This window comes from Ardenticatena maritima (assembly GCF_001306175.1).
Lineage (GTDB): Bacteria > Chloroflexota > Anaerolineae > Ardenticatenales > Ardenticatenaceae > Ardenticatena > Ardenticatena maritima.
This window is the reverse complement of sequence record NZ_LGKN01000003.1, coordinates 1-20,314: the sequence shown is the minus strand read 5'-3', so window position 1 is coordinate 20,314 and position 20,314 is coordinate 1. Positions and strand designations below refer to the sequence as shown.

General features: G+C 61.3%; 18 protein-coding genes and 1 pseudogene. 13 read left to right on the top strand and 6 right to left on the bottom strand.

Annotated elements, in window-relative coordinates:
• Positions 1-254 precede the first annotated feature (254 nt).
• The 3 genes from thiE (at position 255) to SE16_RS00390 (ending at position 6,007) form a co-directional block, all read left to right on the top strand.
• A complete protein-coding gene (gene thiE, locus SE16_RS00400; RefSeq protein WP_054492696.1) occupies positions 255-896 on the top strand; it encodes a thiamine phosphate synthase in 642 nt (213 codons plus the stop codon).
• Positions 893-1,756, top strand: coding sequence for a bifunctional hydroxymethylpyrimidine kinase/phosphomethylpyrimidine kinase (gene thiD / locus SE16_RS00395; protein WP_054492697.1), 864 nt, complete (start codon positions 893-895; stop codon positions 1,754-1,756). The genes thiE and thiD overlap by 4 nt, the downstream gene beginning before the upstream one ends.
• 153 nt (positions 1,757-1,909) lie before the next feature.
• Positions 1,910-6,007, top strand: a complete 4,098-nt coding sequence (locus SE16_RS00390; RefSeq protein ID WP_060687057.1) for an efflux RND transporter permease subunit — start codon at positions 1,910-1,912, stop codon at positions 6,005-6,007.
• 133 nt (positions 6,008-6,140) lie between these two features.
• On the opposite strand, the gene SE16_RS00385 is transcribed toward SE16_RS00390, so the two are convergent.
• From SE16_RS00385 to SE16_RS00375, 3 genes are all read right to left on the bottom strand, one after another.
• Positions 6,141-6,896 (bottom strand): hypothetical protein, encoded by a 756-nt coding sequence (locus tag SE16_RS00385; protein WP_054492699.1) that lies wholly within the window; start codon positions 6,894-6,896, stop codon positions 6,141-6,143.
• A 225-nt stretch (positions 6,897-7,121) separates the two neighbouring features.
• Positions 7,122-8,693: an L-piperidine-6-carboxylate dehydrogenase gene (amaB, locus tag SE16_RS00380; RefSeq protein ID WP_054492700.1), complete on the bottom strand. Its 1,572-nt coding sequence runs from the start codon at positions 8,691-8,693 to the stop codon at positions 7,122-7,124.
• 84 nt (positions 8,694-8,777) lie between these two features.
• Positions 8,778-9,344, bottom strand: a complete 567-nt coding sequence (locus tag SE16_RS00375; protein ID WP_054492701.1) for a TetR/AcrR family transcriptional regulator — start codon at positions 9,342-9,344, stop codon at positions 8,778-8,780.
• A 134-nt stretch (positions 9,345-9,478) separates the two neighbouring features.
• Here SE16_RS00375 and SE16_RS00370 point away from each other — a divergent pair, with 134 nt between their 5' ends.
• The 3 genes from SE16_RS00370 (at position 9,479) to SE16_RS00360 (ending at position 13,188) form a co-directional block, all read left to right on the top strand.
• Positions 9,479-10,147 carry a GAP family protein gene (locus tag SE16_RS00370; RefSeq protein ID WP_054492702.1) on the top strand — a complete coding sequence of 223 codons (669 nt, stop codon included), beginning with the start codon at positions 9,479-9,481 and terminating at the stop codon, positions 10,145-10,147.
• Positions 10,144-12,828: a phosphoenolpyruvate synthase gene (locus SE16_RS00365; protein ID WP_054492703.1), complete on the top strand. Its 2,685-nt coding sequence runs from the start codon at positions 10,144-10,146 to the stop codon at positions 12,826-12,828. The genes SE16_RS00370 and SE16_RS00365 overlap by 4 nt, the downstream gene beginning before the upstream one ends.
• Positions 12,829-12,972: 144 nt before the next feature.
• Positions 12,973-13,188: a DUF2630 family protein gene (locus SE16_RS00360; protein ID WP_054492704.1), complete on the top strand. Its 216-nt coding sequence runs from the start codon at positions 12,973-12,975 to the stop codon at positions 13,186-13,188.
• Between the two features lie 71 nt (positions 13,189-13,259).
• Here the strand turns inward: SE16_RS00360 and SE16_RS00355 are convergent, their stop codons facing one another.
• The gene (locus SE16_RS00355) at positions 13,260-14,525 is read right to left on the bottom strand and encodes a Glu/Leu/Phe/Val family dehydrogenase (RefSeq protein WP_054492705.1); all 1,266 of its coding nucleotides are present in this window, start codon (positions 14,523-14,525) and stop codon (positions 13,260-13,262) included.
• A gap of 190 nt (positions 14,526-14,715) precedes the next feature.
• Here SE16_RS00355 and lepB point away from each other — a divergent pair, with 190 nt between their 5' ends.
• The 7 genes from lepB to tatC all read left to right on the top strand — a co-directional run bounded on the left by lepB (position 14,716) and on the right by tatC (position 19,466).
• A complete protein-coding gene (lepB, locus tag SE16_RS00350; protein ID WP_060687054.1) occupies positions 14,716-15,690 on the top strand; it encodes a signal peptidase I in 975 nt (324 codons plus the stop codon).
• A gap of 100 nt (positions 15,691-15,790) precedes the next feature.
• Positions 15,791-16,726, top strand: a complete 936-nt coding sequence (gene fabD, locus SE16_RS00345; protein ID WP_200907352.1) for an ACP S-malonyltransferase — start codon at positions 15,791-15,793, stop codon at positions 16,724-16,726.
• A gap of 35 nt (positions 16,727-16,761) precedes the next feature.
• Positions 16,762-17,508, top strand: a complete 747-nt coding sequence (gene fabG, locus SE16_RS00340; RefSeq protein WP_054493466.1) for a 3-oxoacyl-[acyl-carrier-protein] reductase — start codon at positions 16,762-16,764, stop codon at positions 17,506-17,508.
• A 56-nt stretch (positions 17,509-17,564) separates the two neighbouring features.
• Positions 17,565-17,918, top strand: a complete 354-nt coding sequence (locus tag SE16_RS00335) for an Asp23/Gls24 family envelope stress response protein (protein ID WP_054493465.1) — start codon at positions 17,565-17,567, stop codon at positions 17,916-17,918.
• 1 nt (position 17,919) lies between these two features.
• Positions 17,920-18,351 (top strand): transcription antitermination factor NusB, encoded by a 432-nt coding sequence (gene nusB, locus SE16_RS00330; RefSeq protein WP_054493464.1) that lies wholly within the window; start codon positions 17,920-17,922, stop codon positions 18,349-18,351.
• A 1-nt stretch (position 18,352) separates the two neighbouring features.
• Positions 18,353-18,760: a Sec-independent protein translocase protein TatB gene (tatB, locus tag SE16_RS00325; protein ID WP_054493463.1), complete on the top strand. Its 408-nt coding sequence runs from the start codon at positions 18,353-18,355 to the stop codon at positions 18,758-18,760.
• Positions 18,738-19,466, top strand: coding sequence for a twin-arginine translocase subunit TatC (tatC, locus tag SE16_RS00320; protein ID WP_054493462.1), 729 nt, complete (start codon positions 18,738-18,740; stop codon positions 19,464-19,466). Before tatB ends, tatC begins: the two co-directional genes overlap by 23 nt.
• 65 nt (positions 19,467-19,531) lie before the next feature.
• Here tatC and SE16_RS00315 read toward each other — a convergent pair whose 3' ends face one another.
• Both SE16_RS00315 and SE16_RS15870 read right to left on the bottom strand, forming a co-directional pair.
• On the bottom strand, positions 19,532-19,906 hold the full coding sequence (locus tag SE16_RS00315) for a hypothetical protein (RefSeq protein ID WP_054493461.1): 375 nt from the start codon (positions 19,904-19,906) through the stop codon (positions 19,532-19,534).
• 172 nt (positions 19,907-20,078) lie between these two features.
• A pseudogene (locus SE16_RS15870) lies at positions 20,079-20,314 on the bottom strand (hypothetical protein); the annotation flags it as partial.

Below are 20,314 nucleotides of genomic sequence, written 5' to 3'. Positions count from 1 at the left end.
TGTGTATCAAGGCTGATTGTTGCCCGTCTATTGAGGTTTGGGGTGGAAAGACAAGCAGTACGGCCAACTTCACTTTCAATTGTATGAATATGCCATGGAGCCATTTGCTTTGTCAAATAGGTGCGTCATCCATCCTCAGGCCAACCTTACACGCACCCGAAGGGAATACGGCGTGAATCCCCCCGCTTGCCTCCCACGTCATCTTGTGGTATAGCCTCTCCCAGCAACCCATCAACCAACCCACACAAACGCCTATGCCCGACTGGCGACTCTACGTCATCACCGACCCGCGTTATGGCCACGGCGACGCCTTGCGCGACCGTGTCGCCGCCGCCATCCGTGGCGGTGCTACTATCGTGCAACTGCGCGACAAAACCGCCACCACCCGCGCCCTCATCGAACAGGCGCGCGCGCTCCTCACCATCACCCGCGCCGCCGGCGTGCCGCTCATCATCAACGACCGCGTGGACGTGGCGCTCGCCGTCGGCGCCGACGGCGTCCACCTTGGCGTGGACGACATGCCCATCGCCGACGCCCGCCGCCTGCTCGGTCCCCACGCCATCATCGGCGGCTCACCCGAAACCCCCGAAGACGCCCTGCGCATGCAGCGCGAAGGCGCTACCTACCTCGGCGTGGGCGACGTGTTCGGCACCCCCACCAAACCCGACGCCGGCGCGCCCATCGGCATCGCCGGCTTGCAACGCATCATCGCCCTGGTGGACATCCCCGTCATCGGCATCGGCGGCATCACACCCGCCAACGCCGCCGACGTCATTCGCGCCGGCGCCAGCGGCATCGCCGTCGTCTCCGCGGTAATGGGCGCGGAAGACCCCGCCGCCGCCGCGCAAACCCTGCGCCACATCATTGACCGCACACGCTCGGAGGTGGAAGCATGAGCCGCACATGCCCCGCCGTGCTCACCATCGCCGGCTCCGACTCCGGGGGCGGCGCCGGCATTCAAGCCGACCTGCACACCTTCGCCGCCTGCGGCGTGTGGGGCGCCAGCGCCATCACCGCGCTAACCGCGCAAAACACCCTCGGCGTCCTCGCCACACACACCGTGCCCGCCCCCTTCGTGCGGGCGCAAATTGACGCCGTCATGCAAGACATCCACCCCACCGTCTGGAAAACCGGCATGCTCGCCACCACCGACATCATCGAAACCGTAGCGCACGCCGCCGCCGAGTACGCCATCCCCCACCTCGTCCTCGACCCCGTCATGGTCGCCACCAGCGGCGACGCCCTGCTGGAAGAGGACGCCCACCACGCCCTCATCCACCGATTGCTCCCGCGCGCCACCGTCATCACCCCCAACCGCGCCGAAGCCGAAGCCCTCACCGGCTTGCTCATCACCTCGCTGGACGAAATGCGCGCCGCCGCCCGCATCCTGCACGGCATCGGGGGCGCCGCCGTCATTCTGACGGGGGGGCACATCGAAGACCCCGAATGGCGCGGGCACGCCGTGGACCTCTTCTTTGACGGCACGGACATGTACCTGCTCGCCGCCGAACGCATCACCACCACCAACACCCACGGCACCGGCTGCACCTTCTCCGCCGCGCTCGCCGCCTCTCTCGCGCAAGGGCTTCCCCTGCTCACCGCCGCCCAGCACGCCAAAACCTTCATCACCCACGCGCTCCGCGCCGCCGCCGACTACCAGCTCGGGCGTGGACATGGTCCCGCGGGGCATTTCCTGCTCGCGCAGAGCGCCCCGCTCGACCCCTCGCTCGTGCGCGTCGTGCGGCTCGGCTGGTAAACCCCGCCGCCCCGCTTTTTGCGTCCCATCTCCCTCACAAAATCCCCCATTTGCGGGATTGTCTTCCCCCGCCTGGCTCGCTATGATTTCCCCCGGCACTTTGTGCGCCACATCACAAACGCTCAAAAATTCTTTGCAGAGAGGTGCAAGACGATGTTTGAACGACTTGTTGACAAAACAACCCGCCTCTCCTTGCGGTTCAAGTGGATCACGATTGCCTTATCGTTCCTCTTCATTATCGCGGGGGGAGTTGCGTGGTCGCAGCTCAACCAGGAGTTGCTGCCACCCATCGAATTTCCGCAGACCGTGGTCTTTGTTCAAGCGCCCGGTCTCTCACCCGAAGAAGTCCGTGATACGATCACCATTCCGCTGGAAGAAGCCGTCCGCACCGTTGACGGCGTGGTCAATATCGAATCCACCTCTTCGCGCGGCGTCGCCGTCATCATCGTGCGCAACGAATTCGGGCTTGACCAAGAAGCCCTGCGCGAAGAGCTGGCGAACGCCATCGAACAGGTGCAATTGCCCGAAGGCGTAGAAACGCCGCAACTGCTCAACTTCAACTTCTCCGACCTGCCGGTCGTCGCCGCCAGCGCCTCGTCATCGGAACTCTCGCGCAGTGAACTCAAAGCGCTCATCCAAAGCGAAATCGTGCCGCAACTGGAAGCGCTGGACGGCGTGGCGCGCGTGGAAGTGAGCGGGGGGCAAGAACTGCCCGAAGAAATCTTCAGCCGCGATACAGAGAGCGGCGAAGCCACCGCACAACCCGCCGAAGAAGCGACGCCCGCCCCTGTGGACCTGCCCGACCTGTGGGTGCGCGCCGCGCAAATGCAGGGTGTGGAACTGAAAACCACCGCCGACCTCACGCCCGAAATTGTGGCGTCGGCGCTGGAAGCCGCCCCCCAACTGCTGGACGAACTCACACCCGAAATCGTCGAAGCGACACCGCTTGACGTTCTGCAAGCCGTTCCCGCCGACCTGTACGACCGCATTCCCGCGGACGCACGCGCCGCGCTGGAAGCACGCCTGGCGGAAGCGGGCGCGCTTGCCGAAGCGCCCTCGGCTGAAGGCGAAGGCGAACAGGCGGGCGACATGAGCGCCGACACAGGCGAAGCACCCACCGACGAAGAAGCCGCCGCACCCGCCGAGCAAGGCGAAACCGCCGCGGTGCCCCTGCCCGAATCGTGGGTCGCCGCCGCACAAGCGCAGGGCATGACGCTCGAAACCACCGCCGACCTCACGCCCGAAATCGTCGCCGGCATCGCCTCGTTCGCGCCGCAACTGCTCGCCGACCTCACGCCTGAGCACTTGCTCGCCATGTCGCCCGAGGCGGTCGCCGCCCTGCCGCAAGACTTCCTCGCCTCGCTCGACCCAGACCTGCAAGCCCAACTCGCCCAAAAGGCGCAAGCCGCCGCGCCCGCCGAACAAGGCGAACCGGGCGAAACCTTGCCGCTCGAATGGCAAGCCGTGGGGCAAGCCCAGGGCATCGAACTGCAACGCCCTGAAGACCTGACCCCCGAAATCGTGCAGGCGGTGGCGAACTTTGCGCCACAACTCTTTGAAACACTCACACCCGACCACCTGCGCCGCATGTCGCCCGAGGCGCTGGCGTGGCTGCCGGAGACCTACACCGCCACCCTGCCCGACGACGTGCGCGCCGAACTCGATGAACGCGCCGCACCCGCCGGCGGGCTGAGCGCCGCCTGGATTGCCGCGCAACAAGCCGCCGAAGAAATGGCTAAGGAAGCGCCGCCGCTCAGCGGGGCGTGGGTGACACCGCCGGAAGATGGTGAGCCGGCGCAAGGACCACGCTTTACCACCGCCGCCGACCTCATCAACAACGGCTTTGCGCCCACCGCAGCCGACTTCCTCAACCTGCTGGTGGAAAACGGTCCGCCCAACGCGCCGCAACTGCTCGCCGACCTGACGCCCGACGTCATCCTGTGGCTGGCGGAGCACGAAGAAAACTTCCTGCAAAACCTGAGCCCGGCTGTCCTGCGCATGCTCTCGCCTGAGGTGCTGCAAGCCCTGCCGGAAGACTTCATGGCGAGCCTCGACCCCGCTTTGCGCGAGGAATTGCAAGCGATTGCCAGCGGCGAGCGCGAAGTCTTCATCCCCGAAGACACCATCGCTCGCGTCAACGGGCAACCGGCGGTTGTGCTCACCATCTACAAGGAAAACGACGCCAACACCGTCGCCGTCTCGCACCTGGTGTTCGACAAACTCGACGAACTGGAAGCCGAATACGACGCCTTGCAATTCGACGTCGCGTTTGAGCAAGCCTCGTTCATCGAAGAAAGCATCAGCGGCGTCACCCGCGAAGGCTTGCTTGGGGCGCTCTTCGCCATCTTCGTCATCCTCGTCTTCCTGAGCGGGCACGGGCGCGACGGTCGCCGCATCATCTCCTGGCGCAGTACGCTCGTCACCGGAGTGAGCATTCCGCTCTCGGTGATGATGGCGTTCGCCCTGATGAAGTGGCTGCCGCCCGCCGCGCATGTCGTGCTCAACCCGCTGGTGGACGCCACGCGCGGCGTGCCGCTGTTGGGCAGTCTCATGCACGGCATCGCGCGCCTCTTCCCCACCAACCTCACACTGAACATCATGACCCTCTCGGGGATGACGGTCGCCATTGGGCGCGTGGTGGACGACTCCATCGTGGTGCTCGAAAACATCTACCGCCACATCCAGCGGGGCGAAGACCAACTCGAAGCCGTGCTCACCGGCACGCGCGACGTCGCCGTCGCCATTTTCGCCTCGACGGTCACCACCGTGGTGGTCTTCCTACCCATCGGCCTGATTGGCGGCTTGCTGGGCGAATTCTTCCTGCCCTTCGGCGTGGCTGTGACCTACGCGCTTATGTCAAGTTTCGTAGTCGCCGTCACGACCATTCCCGTGCTCACGTACATGTTCATCCGCAAGGAGCACCTGCCTGTTGAGCAGGAAACAACCCTGCAACGCCTCTACTCGCGGGCACTGCACTGGGCGCTGACCCACCGCGCCATCGTGCTGGTGACGGCGTTCGTTCTCTTCGTGGTGAGCATGTGGCTCTTCAGCCACCGCCCACGCACGTTTGTGCCCGAAATGGGCGAACCGGAAATCTCGGTGGTGGTTGACCTGCCCAGCGACTACCAGATGGTGGACACGCTCGAACTGGTTGAAACGTTCGAGGAACGCATCGCCGACATCGAAGGCTTGGGGATTGTCCGCTCCACCGTCGGCATGGGTGGTTTTGAGTCCATCATGTTCGGCGGCGGTGTAGACCAGACCCGCGCCAACGTGCAAATCGGCGTGGAAGATACGGAACGCGCCGACGAACTCACAGCGCAGGTGCGCGCCATTGCCAACGAGGTCTTTGGCGAAGAGAACGTGCGTGTCTCGCTGGGCACGGCGTCCAGTGGGTTTGGCGGCTTCTCGCTGGTGCTCTACGGCGATCCGGAAGTGCTGGCGGACATCAACGATGAGGTCATCGCCACGCTCGAAGACATTGACGGGCTGGCGAACGTCAGCAGCAACCTGAGCACGGGCGACACCATCCTGCGTGTGGATGGGCAGCCCGCCGCCAGTTTCACGGGTGAAATTGAAACCGACGACGCCATCGGCGTGACCGAAAAGGCGATTGAGGCGGTGCGCGCCATCGTGCCCGAAGGCGTGACCGTCACCGAAGGGTTCGACAGCCGCCAGCAAAAAGAAGGCTTCCAGCAAGCGGGGCAAGCGGTGCTGATTTCCATCGTCATCGTTTACTTCGTGATGGTGCTCACCTTCCACTCGCTGGTGGATCCCTTCGTCATCCTCTTCAGCCTGCCGCTGGCAACCATTGGCGCGGCGGTGGCGCTCTGGCTGACCGACCGCGTGCTGGGTATGTCGGCGCTCGTCGGCATGATGATGCTCGTCGGGATTGTGGTGACGAACGCCATCGTGCTGATTGACCGTGTACGCAAGAACCGCTTTGTGCGCGGCATGAACGTGTATGAAGCGCTGATGGAAGGCGGTCGCACGCGCTTGCGCCCCATCCTGATGACGGCGATTGCCGCCATGCTGGCGCTCGTGCCGCTGGCGCTCGGCGTCGAGGAAGGCGCCATCATCGCCGCCGAACTGGCGACGGTGGTCATCGGGGGGCTCTTCTCCTCCACCTTCCTGACGCTGGTTGTAGTGCCGGTGGTGTACAGCCTGGTCAACCGCATGAAAGCGGAAGAAGTCGCCCAAGCGGGCATCGGCAAACCCTCTCCGGTGCCGGCATCCTTGCCTGAGCAGTAATCAGCACGGTTCACCCAACAAAGCAAGCCCCCTACCCGCGCGGTAGGGGGCTTTTTGGTCTTTCCAGCAGGGCGAGCATCAAAAAACCCCCGCCTCAAGGACGGGGGTTTGCTCACTGCTTCACAGCAGCCGATTATTCGATTGTTGAGATGTCAATGTGGTCTTCCGCGACCCATCCCATTTTTTCGACAACGTCGAATGAAACGAACGTTGAGCCGTAGAGTTCGCCCGTCGTGGCGTCCACCACGTACAACTGGGCGGCGATGGGTGCGCTGGGGTCTGGCGCAGCCTTGGCCTCTTCAGGCAAGAACTGGGGTGGAATCCAAATCGTCACCACCCACACCGGCGCATCGGGCGGAAGCGCCCAATCGCCAATCACCTGCGCAAACTCACGCTGTGCACGTGCGCCCCAGAACAGACGCGCCAGCGCCGTATTGGGGTCGCCGTGTGGTGCGTGTGAATGCACCCACGCAACAGCCTCTTCGTGCGATGGGAGCGGCTGTGTGTCGGCCGACTGGATCGTCAACCGTTGCATGCCAAACAAGATGGCTTCGCGGTACGTGGGGAGTCGAATATCAATGTGGGGTAATCCATACAGATAACTATCGCGAGGCGTGTCATCACAACGGAGGACTCCAAAACCGGGCACGCGCCAGAGGGTGTCGCGCCATTCAGGCGGACAAGCCATGCCCGGGTCCCACACATCGCCTCCCCATCGCAAAGGACCACATGGGTACATCGGGTTGCGTGGATGCGCGTCGCAGGTGTAGGCTGTCGCCAGCACCTCGACCGTTCCAGGTCCCGCCGCGTCAGCCGTCGAAACGACTGCGCTCATCAGCACCAACACCATGCCGATGATGGCGAGAACCTGCCAATACCTGGTGTTCATACAACCACCTCTCTATGAATTTTTCAAAGTGCAAACAAAAAAGCCTGTGACTTTGTAGAATCTGTCACAAGGCCGTTGCTCATAGTAGTAAAAAGAGGACATTCGTCAAATCCGACAGCAATATTACCAGCACAAAGTCTTTTCAAAGGGAAAAAAGTCCCAAAAACAAAGCAGCCTGCCAGGTTTCGCACCTGACAGGCCGCCCGCTGATGGCAAACCGTGCGCTTAGGCGTCGTCGGTATCCGAAAAATCGCCGAACTTGATTCCCTGCGCCAGCGGCAATTCGCGCGAGTAGTTGATGGTGACGGTCTGGCGGCGCATGTACGCCTTCCACGCATCCGAACCGGCTTCGCGCCCGCCGCCGGTATCTTTCTCGCCGCCAAACGCCCCGCCAATTTCCGCGCCGCTCGTCCCAATGTTGACGTTGGCGATACCGCAGTCGGAGCCTTCGGGTGAGAGGAAGGTTTCGGCTTCGCGCAAGTCGTTGGTGAAGATCGCGCTCGACAAGCCTTGCGGCACACCGTTGTTCAGCGCAATGGCTTCTTCCAGGGTTTCGTATTCCATCACGTAGAGAATCGGCGCAAAGGTTTCTTCGCACACCAGCGGCAATTGCTCGGGCATCTTGATAATCGTCGGTTCAACAAAGTTGGGGCCAATGTCGGGGCGCGCCTTGCCGCCGTAGAGCACCTCGCCGCCAATCGCCTTGGCGGTCTCAATCGCCGCCATCATGTTTTCCACCGCCTTGGGCGTAATCAGCGGTCCCATCAGCGTGTTGTCGTCCATGGGGTCGCCAATGCGCACCTGCTTGTAGGCGTCAATGAGCCGCGGCAAGAGCGTATCCACCACCGACTTGTGGACGATGAGACGGCGCAACGTGGTACAGCGTTGCCCCGCCGTCCCCACTGCGGCGAACAGCACGGCGCGCACCACCAGGTCCATGTCCGCGCTGGGGGTCACAATCACGGCGTTGTTGCCGCCCAGTTCCAAAATCGTGCGCCCCAGGCGCTGGGCGACGGTTTGCGCCACGTGCCGCCCCACGCGAATGGAGCCGGTGAAGGAGATGAGCGGCAGGCGATGGTCGTTGATCATGCGCTCGCCGACTTCTTCATTCGAGCCAATCACCAGGTTGAAAACGCCCTTGTAGCCGTGGTCGGCCAGCACGCGGTTGGCAATGTGCTGGACGGCAACCGCCGTCAACGGGGCAAGCGGCGAAGGCTTCCAAATCATGGTGTCGCCCGCCACAGCCGCAATCGCCGAGTTCCACGACCAGACCGCCACGGGGAAGTTGAAGGCGGTGATGATACCAATCGGTCCCAGGGGGTGCCACTGTTCGTACATGCGGTGGCGCGGGCGCTCCGACGCCATCGTCAAGCCATACAACTGGCGCGAAAGCCCGACCGCGAAATCGCAAATGTCAATCATCTCCTGGACTTCGCCCAGCCCCTCAGCGCGAATTTTGCCGACTTCGAGCGTCACCAGTTCGCCCAGCGGCTCTTTGTACTCGCGCAACGCATCGCCAAAATCGCGAATCATCTGCCCACGCTTGGGGGCGGGCACCATGCGCCACTCCAAAAACGCCTCGGCGGCGGCTTCCACCACGCGGTCGTATGTCGCGGCGGTTGCTGTGATGACGCTGGCGATGGGTTCGTTCGTGGTGGGGTTGTACGAAATCAGTTTCTCGCCGTTGGGGTCTTCGATCCACTCATCGGGGCCGATACATGCGCCGGGGTTGACGTCCGAAAGCCCTAACTTCTGGAGAATGGACTGCACACGCTTTTGCGAAACCAGGACTGCCATAGGCCTTGCTCCTTCTCTCTGAATTTGTATTTGGTTCAGGGCAAGCCCAGTATAGGCAGAGCAGAACGCAAGAGCAAACTCTTTTCACGCCTTCTGCAAGCGCCCTTCCAGAAAACGCTGCACGTGTGCTTCCACATCCAGCGCGGGAGCGTCCATCTGCCACACGCGCCGCATCAACGCCGAATAGGCGAGCGGCCCCAACAGCGCCGCCGCACTTTGCAACGGCGGCTCGCTCACCAAAACCCCCGCTTGCTGGTAGTGCAGGAAAAGCCCGCCAATCGCCCACAAAACCGCCCGCGGGGCATCCATCGCCTCAGCCAGGTCTGGGTGGCGCGCCAACTCCGCCATGAAGGCGGTCAGAAACACCCCATGCCGCTCCGTCAATTGCTGGTAACGTTGCACCACGCGCACCAAATCGGCGTACACATCCCCGGTCGCCTGCACCGCCGCCTCAAAATCCAGCGTGGACGCCAGCCACGCGACAGCCTGCCGCACCAATTCAGATTTGCTCCCATACCGCCGAAACAAGGTCACCTCGCTCACGCCCGCCGCCTCGGCAATGGCACGCATGGTCGCACCGTCATACCCTCGTTGGGTGAGCACGGCAATCACCGTCTGAAAGATGTGCTCGTCTCGCACGATTTTGGGCATCTCTTCCACTCCTCACCAATCAAGTTGGCGTGTGTGAGCATCATGCCACATTTGCGCTTTTTTGCAAGCCTTGACTTTCAAAAGAAATAGGATACACTGTTTTTGAAAGTGCTGCCTAACAAAAGGGGCGAAGCATGGAAACAACCATTCTCGAAGCCCTCGTCCTCGCCGCATCCGGCTCGGTGGCTTTCGGGTCTATGTTGCTGGTGATTTTGTTGCTCATGTCGCCATGGCGCTGGCGCAGTGGCGTCGCCTACGCCCTGGGGTACAGCGGCGGCTACCTGCTCCTCGGACTGCTCACGCTCTTCATCGGGGCGTGCGCCACGCTGGGCGGCGTCGGCACACCCCCGCGCTGGCTGGGCGTTTTGTGGGGGCTGCTGGGCGTTCTCTTGCTCTGGCTTGCCTGGCGCAATGCACGCCGCCCAGCCACAGCAAAGCCCGAACCACCGCGCTTTTTTCAGGCTGTGGAACGCATCACGCCACGGCGCGCCTGTGGGCTGGGGCTGCTGGTCAGCATCATCAACATCAAAAACCTGGGGCTCTTCCTTTCCGCGCAATCGGTCGTCGTTTTTAGCCCCCTCTCTCTCACGGCGCAAGTCGCGCTCACCGTCGCCGTCGCGGCGGTCTTTTCCAGCGCCGTCTGGATTCCGCTGGTTCTCTACGCGCTCTCACCGCAACAGGCGGAAACAACCATCGTCCGCATCAAAACCTGGCTCGAAACCCATAGCCGCGCACTCGGTATCTGGTTGCCGCTGCTGTTCGGTATCATCTTTCTCATCAAAGGGGGGAGAACACTCCTATGACCACACAAGACTTTGTACGTTTCTTTGAGGACATCCGCGCGACCGACATCCCGCTTGTGGGGGGAAAAGGTGCAAACCTGGGTGAACTCGCGCATGCGGGGTTCCCGGTGCCCGAAGGCTTTTGCGTGACGGCGCACGCCTTCCGCTATTTCATGCAACACGTCCCCAACGCCGACGCGCTCTACACCATGCTGGAAACGCTCGACCCCACCGACCTTGAAGCGGTACGCCGCACCGGTCAGCACATCCGCCAGACCATCCGCGCCACGCCCATCCCCGCCGACATCGCCGACGCCATCCTTGCCGCCTGGCGTCGCGTCGGCACGGATGAAGCCTACGCCGTGCGTTCCAGCGCCACCGCCGAAGACCTGCCCGAAGCCTCTTTCGCCGGCCAGCAGGAAACCTACCTCAATGTGCGCGGCGAAACCGCCCTGCTCGACGCCGTGCGCAACTGCTGGGCGTCGCTCTTCACCGACCGCGCCATCCTCTACCGCGCACAAAACAACTTCGCCCACCGCGACGTGGCGTTGGCGGTTGTCGTCCAGCGGATGATTGCCGCCGACGTGTCGGGCATCATGTTCACCGCCGACCCATTGACAGGGCACCGCCACACGCTGGCAATTGACGCCAGTTTTGGGCTGGGGGAAGCGCTCGTAAGCGGGTTGGTCACGCCCGACACCTACCGCGTGGACAAGCGCACGCGCACGATTATCGAACGCCGCATCGCCGAGAAAGAAATCGCCATCTGGGCGCGCCCCGACGGGGGAACGGAGCAACGCCCTTTGCCGCCCGAGCAACGCCGCGCCCCCGTTCTCACTGACGAAGAGATTTTGGCGCTTGCCGACCTGGGCTGTCGGATTGAAGCCCACTATGGTCGGCCGCAGGATATCGAATGGGCTATCGCCGCAGGGCGTATGTACATCCTTCAAGCGCGCCCCATCACCTCGCTCTATCCCATCGAGGGGCTGGAATCCCCCGACGGTACGCTGCATGTCTATTTCAGCATGGGACACCAGCAAAACATGACCCGCGCCATGCCCCCGTTCAGTCTCTCCATGTTTCCCGTGCTGGCGCCCATTGGGCGCATCAACCGCTTTGAGAACCGCTACATCCGCTCAGCCGGCGGGCGGCTTTTCGCCGACATCACCGACCCCTTGCGGCATCGCGTCTTCCGCCGCGTTGTGTTCGCCGTCACCGCGCAATTCGACGCCCTGGCGCCCGAAGCGTTGCGCATGGTCATGCAACGCCCAGAATTTCAGGGTCCGCATGGCATCCGCTTTTCACGGCGGGGGGTGCTCTTTCTGGTGCGGCTCATGGCGCGCGTGCAATACGCGCTCTGGCGTGAAAACCTGGACGGCTTTGTCGAACAGACGAACGCACGCATCGAGCGCTTTATCGCCGATTTGGACGCCGATTTGCGCGCCATCCCCCCCGGCAAAGCCCTGGTGGAAGCCTGCATAGACCGCTTCGCCACCCTGTTTGCGTTCTTCATGCACTGGATTCCGCAATTCATGGCGGGGGAAGCCGCCAAACGCATACTCACACACCTGGGGCAACGCTGGCTCTCGCCGCAAGAAGCGCACGACCTGTCGCTCGCCATTCCCGGCAACGTCGTCAACGAGATGAACCTCGCCATTGGCGACCTCGCCGATATCGCGCGGCGCATCCCCAGCGTCCGCAATGCGTTCGCCCACCTGGGGGATGACGGCAACGCCTGGCTGGCGCAGGTGGCGCAATACCCCGACAGCGCCGAGTTTCTGCAAGCGTGGCATGCGTTCATGCAGCGTTATGGGGCGCGTGGACCCGCCGAGATTGACCTCGCCATGCCCCGCTGGTGGGAAGACCCGCTCCCGCTCCTGCACGTCATCGCCGCCGCCCTGCAACAGCCTGAAGGGCATCATCGCCGACAACATGCGGCGCTGGTGCAACGCCGCGAAGCCGCCCTGCGCAAACTCATGGAGCACGCCGGGCGTGGGGTGCTGGGACCCATACGGCGGCGGTTCATTCAGCGGCTGGTCTACGTCATGCTGCACACCGGCGGCATGCGCGAACACCACAAATACGCCGCCATTCGCGCGTTCTGGGTGCTCAAACAACGCATCAAAGCCATCGCCGCCACCCTCACTGAACAGGGCTACCTCGCCCATCCCGATGACATCTGGTTCCTGACATGGCGCGAACTTGACGCCATTTGGGACCAATCGCCCCCCTTCCCGCAAGAAGAAATTGAGCGCCGCCGCAAGGCGTTGGCGCGGTTCCAAAAACTCTCGCCGCCGCTCATCATCACCAGCGACGGCGAAACGCCCGTGGTGCACTACCGCGTCGAAGACGCGCCCCCCGGCGCGCTGGTGGGCAATCCGGTTTCGCCCGGCGTGGTGGAAGGCGTCGTGCATATCGTGCACGACCCGCACACCGAAACCCTGCAACCGGGCGAAATTCTGGTGGCGCGCTTCACAGACCCCGGCTGGACGCCGCTGTTCATCAACGCCGCCGGGCTTATTCTGGAAGTTGGCGGGGCGATGAATCACGGTTCCATCGTCGCGCGCGAATACGGTATTCCCGCCGTCGTCGGCGTGCGCGACGCAACCAAAAAACTCCGCACGGGGCAACGTGTGCGGCTGGACGGCAATCGCGGCATCATTGAAATTCTGGAGACACCAGAGGAAAAATCCGAAGCGTAAGCGAAGCCGTCAGCATCTGACGACGCGGTTTTTTGCTGTGCAACATCTTTCCAACATGGCTCTAACGCCATTCTAATACCCGTTGTCTATACGAAAACAATTGCTGTGCAGGGAAGAAAGAGGAGCAAAAGGGGGTGAACGGTGATGCAACAATCCACGCTGGACCTCATCCAAAAGTTGTCGAATGAACGCCAGGAACTCTACCGCTTGGCGTCGCAACATCGGCTCACACCCGAACAGCGCCAGCGTCTGCAAGAAATCAACCGGCAATTGCCCATCTTGTGGGACCGCCATCGCCGCGAACTCGCCGCCGGGCAACCGGTAAGCACCGACCGCTACCGCCCCAACCGTGCGGCATAAGCGTTCAAAACAGCAGCGGAGCAAAAAGGCGCGGGAAGCATCCCGCGCCTTCGTGCTTGTGGGTAGTCTCGCTACACCCATCCACGCAAACGCACCGCTTCCGCCACGCGCGAAACTGCCACAATGTAGGCTGCCAGACGATTGTGCACCTTCCATTCCTGTGCGGCTTCATGCACATCGTGGAATGCGCGCGTCATCTTTTCATCCAGGCGCTGATACACCTCTTCCTCCGTCCAGAAGTAATTCATGGCGTCTTGCACCTGCTCGAAATAGGAAACCGTGACGCCGCCCGCATTGCACAGAAAATCGGGAATGACAAAGATGTCCCGCGCATGCAAAATCTCATCGGCTTCAGGGGTAGTGGGGCCATTCGCCAATTCGGCTACAATGCGCGCCTGAATGCGTGGCGCGTTTTCAGACGTGATGACGTTCTCCAACGCAGCGGGGAAGAGCACCGTCACCGGCACTTCCAACACATCATTGGACCCTAGCGGCTGCGCCCCGGAAAAGCCCACAACCGAACCCGTTTCACGCTTGTGCGCCAGCACCGCCTCGTAGTCCAACCCATCGGGATTGTAAATCCCGCCGCGCGAATCCGAGACCGCCACCACTTTCATGCCCAGCAACTCGACAGCCAATTTGTGCGCATACGAACCGGCATTGCCATACCCCTGAATGGCTGCCGGTTGCCCACGCAGGTCAATTCCCAGCACTTTGGCGGCCTCGCGCACGGCATAGATACCACCGCGCGCCGTTGCATCATGGCGTCCTTTCGATCCGCCCAACGCCGGCGGTTTTCCCGTAATCACGCCAGGCTCGTGCCGTCCCACAATCACGTTGTACTCGTCCATCATCCATGCCATGATTTGCGGGTTGGTGTAGACATCCGGCGCGGGCACATCCAACTCAGGTCCAACAAGCCGCGCCACTTGCCGCATGTAGCCACGGCTGAGGCGCTCCAACTCCCCTTCCGAGAGTTCTTTGGGATTGCACACCACACCACCTTTGCCGCCCCCCAGCGGCAAATCCATCACCGCCGTCTTCCAAGTCATCCAGGCAGCCAGCGCACGCACGGTGTCAATGGTTTCTTCAGGATGAAAACGAATGCCCCCTTTCGTGGGACCGCGTGCGTCGTTATACTGCACGCGAAACGCCTGGAAGATACGCACCGAACCATCATCCATCTTCACGGGGATACGGAAATGGAACTCACGGAGCGGCCAACGCAAAAATTCGCGCATAGCCGGGTCAAGGTTGAGGACATCAGCGGCAGCGTCGAATTGCTGCTGTGCGATCACAAACGGTGAGCGGACAACGTCAGGTGAAACGTGAAGCATGGCAAACCTCCCCTTTGAGGCACACACATTTGTTTGTTCAAAATAGCATATTTATTGTAAGACCTTTTACAACAGAGGGCTACTCACGTTGAAAAAATCCGCCATCCCCAAAATCACGGCATGCGGCTTTGCCGCCATCTTTCCTTATGCTACTATCTCATGCCGACAACACCAGGCGGAGTAAGCGTGTATGAGCAATCGGGCAGAATACAACGAACCCAACACACCCCTCTTCGACGACGAAAACGAAACGCCAGAAAGCGATTTGTGGAACTACTGGCAACTTGAACCGTCCACCGAGCACACCGAAAGCTCGCCCCCAGCCGCGTTGGAATCAACGCCAATGCTCGACACGCCGCCGCAACCGCTTTCCAGCCCCCACCCGCTTTGGGGCTTTCTCCGCGAACTGCTGGAAACCGTCATCCTGACCCTGCTCATTTTTGCGCTCGTGCGCATTCCCACCCAAACATTCCGCATCGAAGGGTCGAGCATGTTGCCCAACTTTCACAACGGGCAATTCCTGATTGTCAACAAAGCCGTCTATTGGTTCCGTGAGCCACAGCGTGGGGAAGTCATCGTCTTCCGTTTTAGCGACAACCCCCGCAAAGATTACATCAAGCGCGTCATCGGGTTGCCGGGCGAAACGGTGGAAGTGCGTCAGGGGCAGGTCTACATCAACGGGCAGCCGCTTGAAGAACCGTGGAAACCCAACCCCGGTTCGTACACCAAAACGCCCATCACCCTGGGACCAGACGAGTACTACGTCCTGGGCGACAACCGCAACAATTCGAGCGACTCCCATTTGTGGGGTCCCATTCACCGCAACCGCATCATCGGCAAAGCGTGGTTCATCTACTGGCCGCCCCCCTTTGCCATCAGCGATATTCCCATTGTGGGACCCATACTGTCCAACCTGTTGAACCGCTGGGGCATACATGCCCTCTTCTACACGCCTTCCCCCCATTGGGGCATCGTGCCCACCTTTGCCGACCCACTGGGCACTCCATCAAACGCTCAACAGGAACCGGTGAACGCCATCGAAGCCGCTCCCGCCACCAACAGCGCCCCTGCGCCCGAAGCCTACCCGTCGCCCGTGCAAAGCCTTCCCGCGTCGCCCCCGCCGCCCCCCGCCGACGCCTACCCGTCGCCCTATCCGGGTCCCTAGCCCGCCGGGCGTCCATTCTTCCGCCTTGTAGTCCTGTCCTGCATTGCGTATAATCCGCGCCGCTGTACCAGAGACTGCAACCAGGAAGGAGGGAACGCTCGTGCAAACACCCGTTGCGTTTGTTTTCCCCGGTCAGGGCGCGCAAAGCGTCGGCATGGGCAAAGATTTTTTCGAGACGTATCCCATCGCCCGTGACACCTTCGCGCAAGCCGATGAGATTCTCGGCATCCCCCTCTCGCGCCTCTGCTTTGAAGGACCCAAAGAAGAATTGGACGAAACCATCAACACCCAACCGGCGCTCTACGTCACCAGCGTCGCCATCTGGCGCGTAGCGATGAGTGAGGGGCTGGTGCCCGCCCCGCTCATGGTCGCGGGGCATAGCCTGGGCGAATACAGCGCGCTCACAGCCGCCGGCGCCCTGCCGTTTGAAGCCGGCGTGCAACTGGTGCGGGAACGTGGTCGCCTGATGAAACAAGCCGGCGACCAAAACCCCGGCGCAATGGCCGCCATCCTCGGGCTGGACGATGAAACTGTCGCCGCCATCTGCGAAAAAGCCTCGCAACCGGGCGAAACCGTGCAAGTCGCCAACTACAACTGCCCCGGTCAGGTGGTCATCAGCGGCGCCAAAGCCGCCATTCAACGCGCCGTTGACCTCGCCCAAGCCCAACGCGCCCGCAAATGCGTCGTGCTCGACGTCAGCATCGCCGCACATTCGGCGCTCATGGCGCCCATCAAAGATGAATTCCGCCGCGCCGTGGAAGCCGCCCCCTTGCAAACGCCCGACGTGCCCGTCGTGCTCAACCTCACCGCCCAACCCACCACCGACGTGGACGCCATTCGCCATGAACTCATCGAACAACTCACCGGCTCCGTGCGCTGGACGGAGAGCGTGCAAGCCATGCGCGCCGCCGGCGTGCAGACCTTCATCGAATTTGGGCCGGGGGGCGTGTTGAGCGGGCTCATCAAGCGCATTGACCGCCAGGCGGGGCGGCTTGCGCTGGCAAGCATTGAGGATTTGCAACAGGTACAAGCCTGAACCAACCAACACAACCAACAGAAGGAGCGTCATCCATGATTGATTTGACAGGCAAAGTCGCACTCGTCACTGGTGGGTCGCGTGGCATTGGCCGCGCCATCTGCTTGCAACTCGCCGACCTCGGCGCAGACGTGGCAGTGAACTATCGCGGCAACGCCGAAGCCGCCCAAGAAGTGGTGGACGCCATCCAGGCTAAAGGGCGGCGCGCCATCGCCGTGCAAGCCGACGTGCGCTTCTATAATGAAGTCGAAGCCATGGTCAAAACCGTGGTCAAGGAATTGGGCACAATCCACATTTTGGTGAACAACGCCGGGCTGACGCGCGACAATGTGATGATGCGCATGAAAGAAGAAGATTGGGACATTGTGATTGACACCAATCTCAAAGGCGCATTCAACTGTATCAAAGCCGTGCAACGCACCATGATCAAGAACCGCTATGGGCGCATCGTCAACATCATCTCGATCGCCGGTATCGGCGGCAACGCGGGGCAAGCCAACTACGCCTCCGCCAAAGCCGGCCTCATCGGGCTGACGAAGAGCGTTGCCAAAGAACTCGGTTCGCGCAACATTACGTGCAACGCGGTTGCGCCGGGCTACATCCCCACCGACCTGACCGCCGACCTGCCCGAAGAGTTTGTCGAGCAAGCCCGCAAACTCACCCCGTTGGGGCGGCTCGGCACGGTGGAAGACGTCGCCAAAGTGGTTGCGTTCTTTGCCAGCGACGCCGCCGAATTTGTGACCGGCGAGGTTCTGCGCGTTGACGGGGGCATGATTTTCTGAACTTCGCCAAACAGAGTAGAATAGGAGCAACGATTGCGAGCAGAGGCAACCAGACAATGAGCGAGTACGAAGGCGATTCGGTGCGTGTCGCACCCGAAGTGATTACAACGATTGCAACCCGCGCGGCGCAGGGCGTGCCCGGTGTGGCACGCCTGCGCTCGCCACGTGCGGCGCGTGTGTTTGCTTCGCGCCAGCACGACGTGTACATCACCATTGACGAAGATGACAGTGTCAACGTCGAACTGAACATTGTGGCCGCGCCCAACGTCAATTTGCGCACATTGGGCGAAAATGTACAAAAAGCGATTCAGCGCGCCATTGAAGACATTGTCGGTATGCGTGTCGGTTCGATAGACGTGTTTATCGAAGACATCGCCTATGATACCGACAACCAGGAAGAGGACGCCTAAGGTGATTGCAGCACGCCGTCAAGCCCGTGAGTTAGCCTTACAAGCACTCTACGAACTGGATATGACACGCCACCCGGTGGGAGAGGTCATCGAAACGCGCTTGCGCGAAACCGAAGACCTGCTCCCCGAGGCGGAGCCCTTTATGCGCCAACTCGTGCGCGGCGTTGTTGAACACCGCGACGAGATTGACCCTTACGTCGCGCAAATCGCGCCGGAATGGCCCATCGAACAAATGGCGGTGGTGGACCGCAACATCTTGCGCCTGGCGCTCTACGAACTGCTTTACACGCCCGAAACACCGTACAAGGTCGTCATCAATGAAGCGGTGGAACTGGCAAAAGAGTTTGGCGGTCCGAACTCGCCGCGCTTTATCAACGGCGCGTTGGGCACATTCGTGAGTATGTATCTGAATCGCGCATCGAGTCAGGAATAGCATGGAAATTTTCAACATCGGCGTCGGTGAAATGATCGTCATCGCCATCATTGGCTTGCTGGTCTTCGGGCCTGAACGGTTGCCCGAGGTCATGCGCCAGGTGGCGAAAGTGACCAAGCAGATTCAGGCGCTTTCCAGCGAATTCAACAAGGCGCTGCAAGAATCACTGCAAGAGATTGAATCGCCCGTCAACGAAACACGCGAAATTGTCAAGCGCAATCTGGAAGAAGCGCGCGCGACCATCACCGAAACCGAACAACACATCAAAAATACCGAGAATGAACTGGCGGGTGAATTGGCGAGCATCTTGGGCACTGATTTGATGGAAACGCCACCAGCAACCAGCCCGGATGAGACGCCGCCGCCAACAGAGACACCAGAAACCCATGACCACGAAACCACACGCTGACATCGAAGAAACGTATGACGGCGAAGCCAAACCATTGATAGAACACCTGCGCGAACTCCGCACGCGGTTGTTCCGCGCGGTGGCGTTTTTGCTGGTGACAACATTGGCTTCCGTTTTTGCGGCTGACCGCTTTTTGCAAATCCTCACCAAGCCGTTGCTTCTGCCGCCCCAAGCCATTCGCCCAACCGAAACGATCATTGTCTATTTCAAAGTGGCGCTCATCATGGGGCTGGCGATTGCCATGCCCGAAATTCTGTACGAAATCATTGCATTCGTGACGCCGGGGCTGACGCGCAAGGAAAAGCGCTATCTCTTCTTCTTCCTGCCGGCGGCGGCGTTGCTCTTCATCAGTGGTGTGGCGTTCGGTGCGTTCGTTGCCTTACCCGCCGCACTTGGGTTCCTCCAACAATTCGGGAAAAGTTTTGCTGAAATCCAGTGGACGCTCGACAGTTATATCTCGTTTGTCACCACCTTCTTGCTCTGGCTGGGGCTGGGCTTCCAAACGCCGCTGGTCATTTTCACGCTAGCCAAACTCAACATTGTGCGCTATGAGACGCTGAAAAAGAACATTCGCTGGGCGTTCCTGATTGCGGCGATTCTGGCCGCCATGATTACGCCCACACCCGACCCCTTCAACATGATGATTGTGGCGATACCGCTCTTTTTCCTCTATGTGTTCGGTGTTTTTCTGGCGCGCTTCGCCTGAAATGGTGTTGAACACAAAAAACGGCGGCTTTCTGCCGCCGTTTTTGCTTGCGTGCCAAACCGCTTTTACAACGCCCCTTGCACCATCTGCGCGCGTACCGCCAACCCAAAGACGAACAACCCCACCAGCCCCCAGATGAGCATCACCCGGCGGCTGTCGTCGCCGCGGGTGTAGGCATACGTCGCGGGAAAGGAAATCACCGCCATAATGCCGTACAAAATGTGCACCAGCCGCGCAGGCCGCAACCCACCGCCAAACAACGCAAAGCCCAACAGCGCCTGCACGATGATCAGCACTTCCGCCACGATAATGGCGCCCAAATAGTTGCCATCCAGCCCCTCACCGCGCACGTACTTGTACAAGCCCCACAGCCCCAAAAAGAGCGCGTAGAGCGTCATCGTGGTCGCCAGGCGGTCGTGAAGCAAAATGAGCGTTTGCACCGTATCGCCTCCTCTTTGCACTCGTTGTTTCCAAAAGCGAGCAGTATAAACAAAAGCCTACACTCGGCAACACCCGCTTTGCGTGCATCCCCCCTCACAATTGCAAAACCGCATCTTGACACATCCGCCTACCTGTGATACACTCCCCGCAACCTTTGTTAGAACATCTGTTCTATCTCTCAGCGCCAGGGGGGAACGTGCCATGACCACCTTCTCGACCAATCTCAGCCAAATCACCAGCGCCGCCCTCGCCGACCGCCAGGCCGACCTGCGCGCCGCTCTCCGCCAGACCCTCGCGCAGGTCAACGCCCTGGTCCGCGACATCCAAACGCCCGCCTGCTCGCCCGACGACCTCCTCGCCTTCCAGCGCCGCGCCCGCCGCGCCCGCCACCGCATCCAGACGCTCGC

Excerpts from the sequence above, each read along its gene's own strand:
- thiE (WP_054492696.1), top strand. The coding sequence starts at position 255 with ATGCCCGACTGGCGACTCTACGTCATCACCGACCCGCGTTATGGCCAC.
- thiD (WP_054492697.1), top strand. The coding sequence starts at position 893 with ATGAGCCGCACATGCCCCGCCGTGCTCACCATCGCCGGCTCCGACTCC.
- SE16_RS00390 (WP_060687057.1), top strand. The coding sequence starts at position 1,910 with ATGTTTGAACGACTTGTTGACAAAACAACCCGCCTCTCCTTGCGGTTC.
- SE16_RS00385 (WP_054492699.1), bottom strand. The coding sequence starts at position 6,896 with ATGAACACCAGGTATTGGCAGGTTCTCGCCATCATCGGCATGGTGTTG.
- amaB (WP_054492700.1), bottom strand. The coding sequence starts at position 8,693 with ATGGCAGTCCTGGTTTCGCAAAAGCGTGTGCAGTCCATTCTCCAGAAG.
- SE16_RS00375 (WP_054492701.1), bottom strand. The coding sequence starts at position 9,344 with ATGCCCAAAATCGTGCGAGACGAGCACATCTTTCAGACGGTGATTGCC.
- SE16_RS00370 (WP_054492702.1), top strand. The coding sequence starts at position 9,479 with ATGGAAACAACCATTCTCGAAGCCCTCGTCCTCGCCGCATCCGGCTCG.
- SE16_RS00365 (WP_054492703.1), top strand. The coding sequence starts at position 10,144 with ATGACCACACAAGACTTTGTACGTTTCTTTGAGGACATCCGCGCGACC.
- SE16_RS00360 (WP_054492704.1), top strand. The coding sequence starts at position 12,973 with ATGCAACAATCCACGCTGGACCTCATCCAAAAGTTGTCGAATGAACGC.
- SE16_RS00355 (WP_054492705.1), bottom strand. The coding sequence starts at position 14,525 with ATGCTTCACGTTTCACCTGACGTTGTCCGCTCACCGTTTGTGATCGCA.
- lepB (WP_060687054.1), top strand. The coding sequence starts at position 14,716 with ATGAGCAATCGGGCAGAATACAACGAACCCAACACACCCCTCTTCGAC.
- fabG (WP_054493466.1), top strand. The coding sequence starts at position 16,762 with ATGATTGATTTGACAGGCAAAGTCGCACTCGTCACTGGTGGGTCGCGT.
- SE16_RS00335 (WP_054493465.1), top strand. The coding sequence starts at position 17,565 with ATGAGCGAGTACGAAGGCGATTCGGTGCGTGTCGCACCCGAAGTGATT.
- tatB (WP_054493463.1), top strand. The coding sequence starts at position 18,353 with ATGGAAATTTTCAACATCGGCGTCGGTGAAATGATCGTCATCGCCATC.
- tatC (WP_054493462.1), top strand. The coding sequence starts at position 18,738 with ATGACCACGAAACCACACGCTGACATCGAAGAAACGTATGACGGCGAA.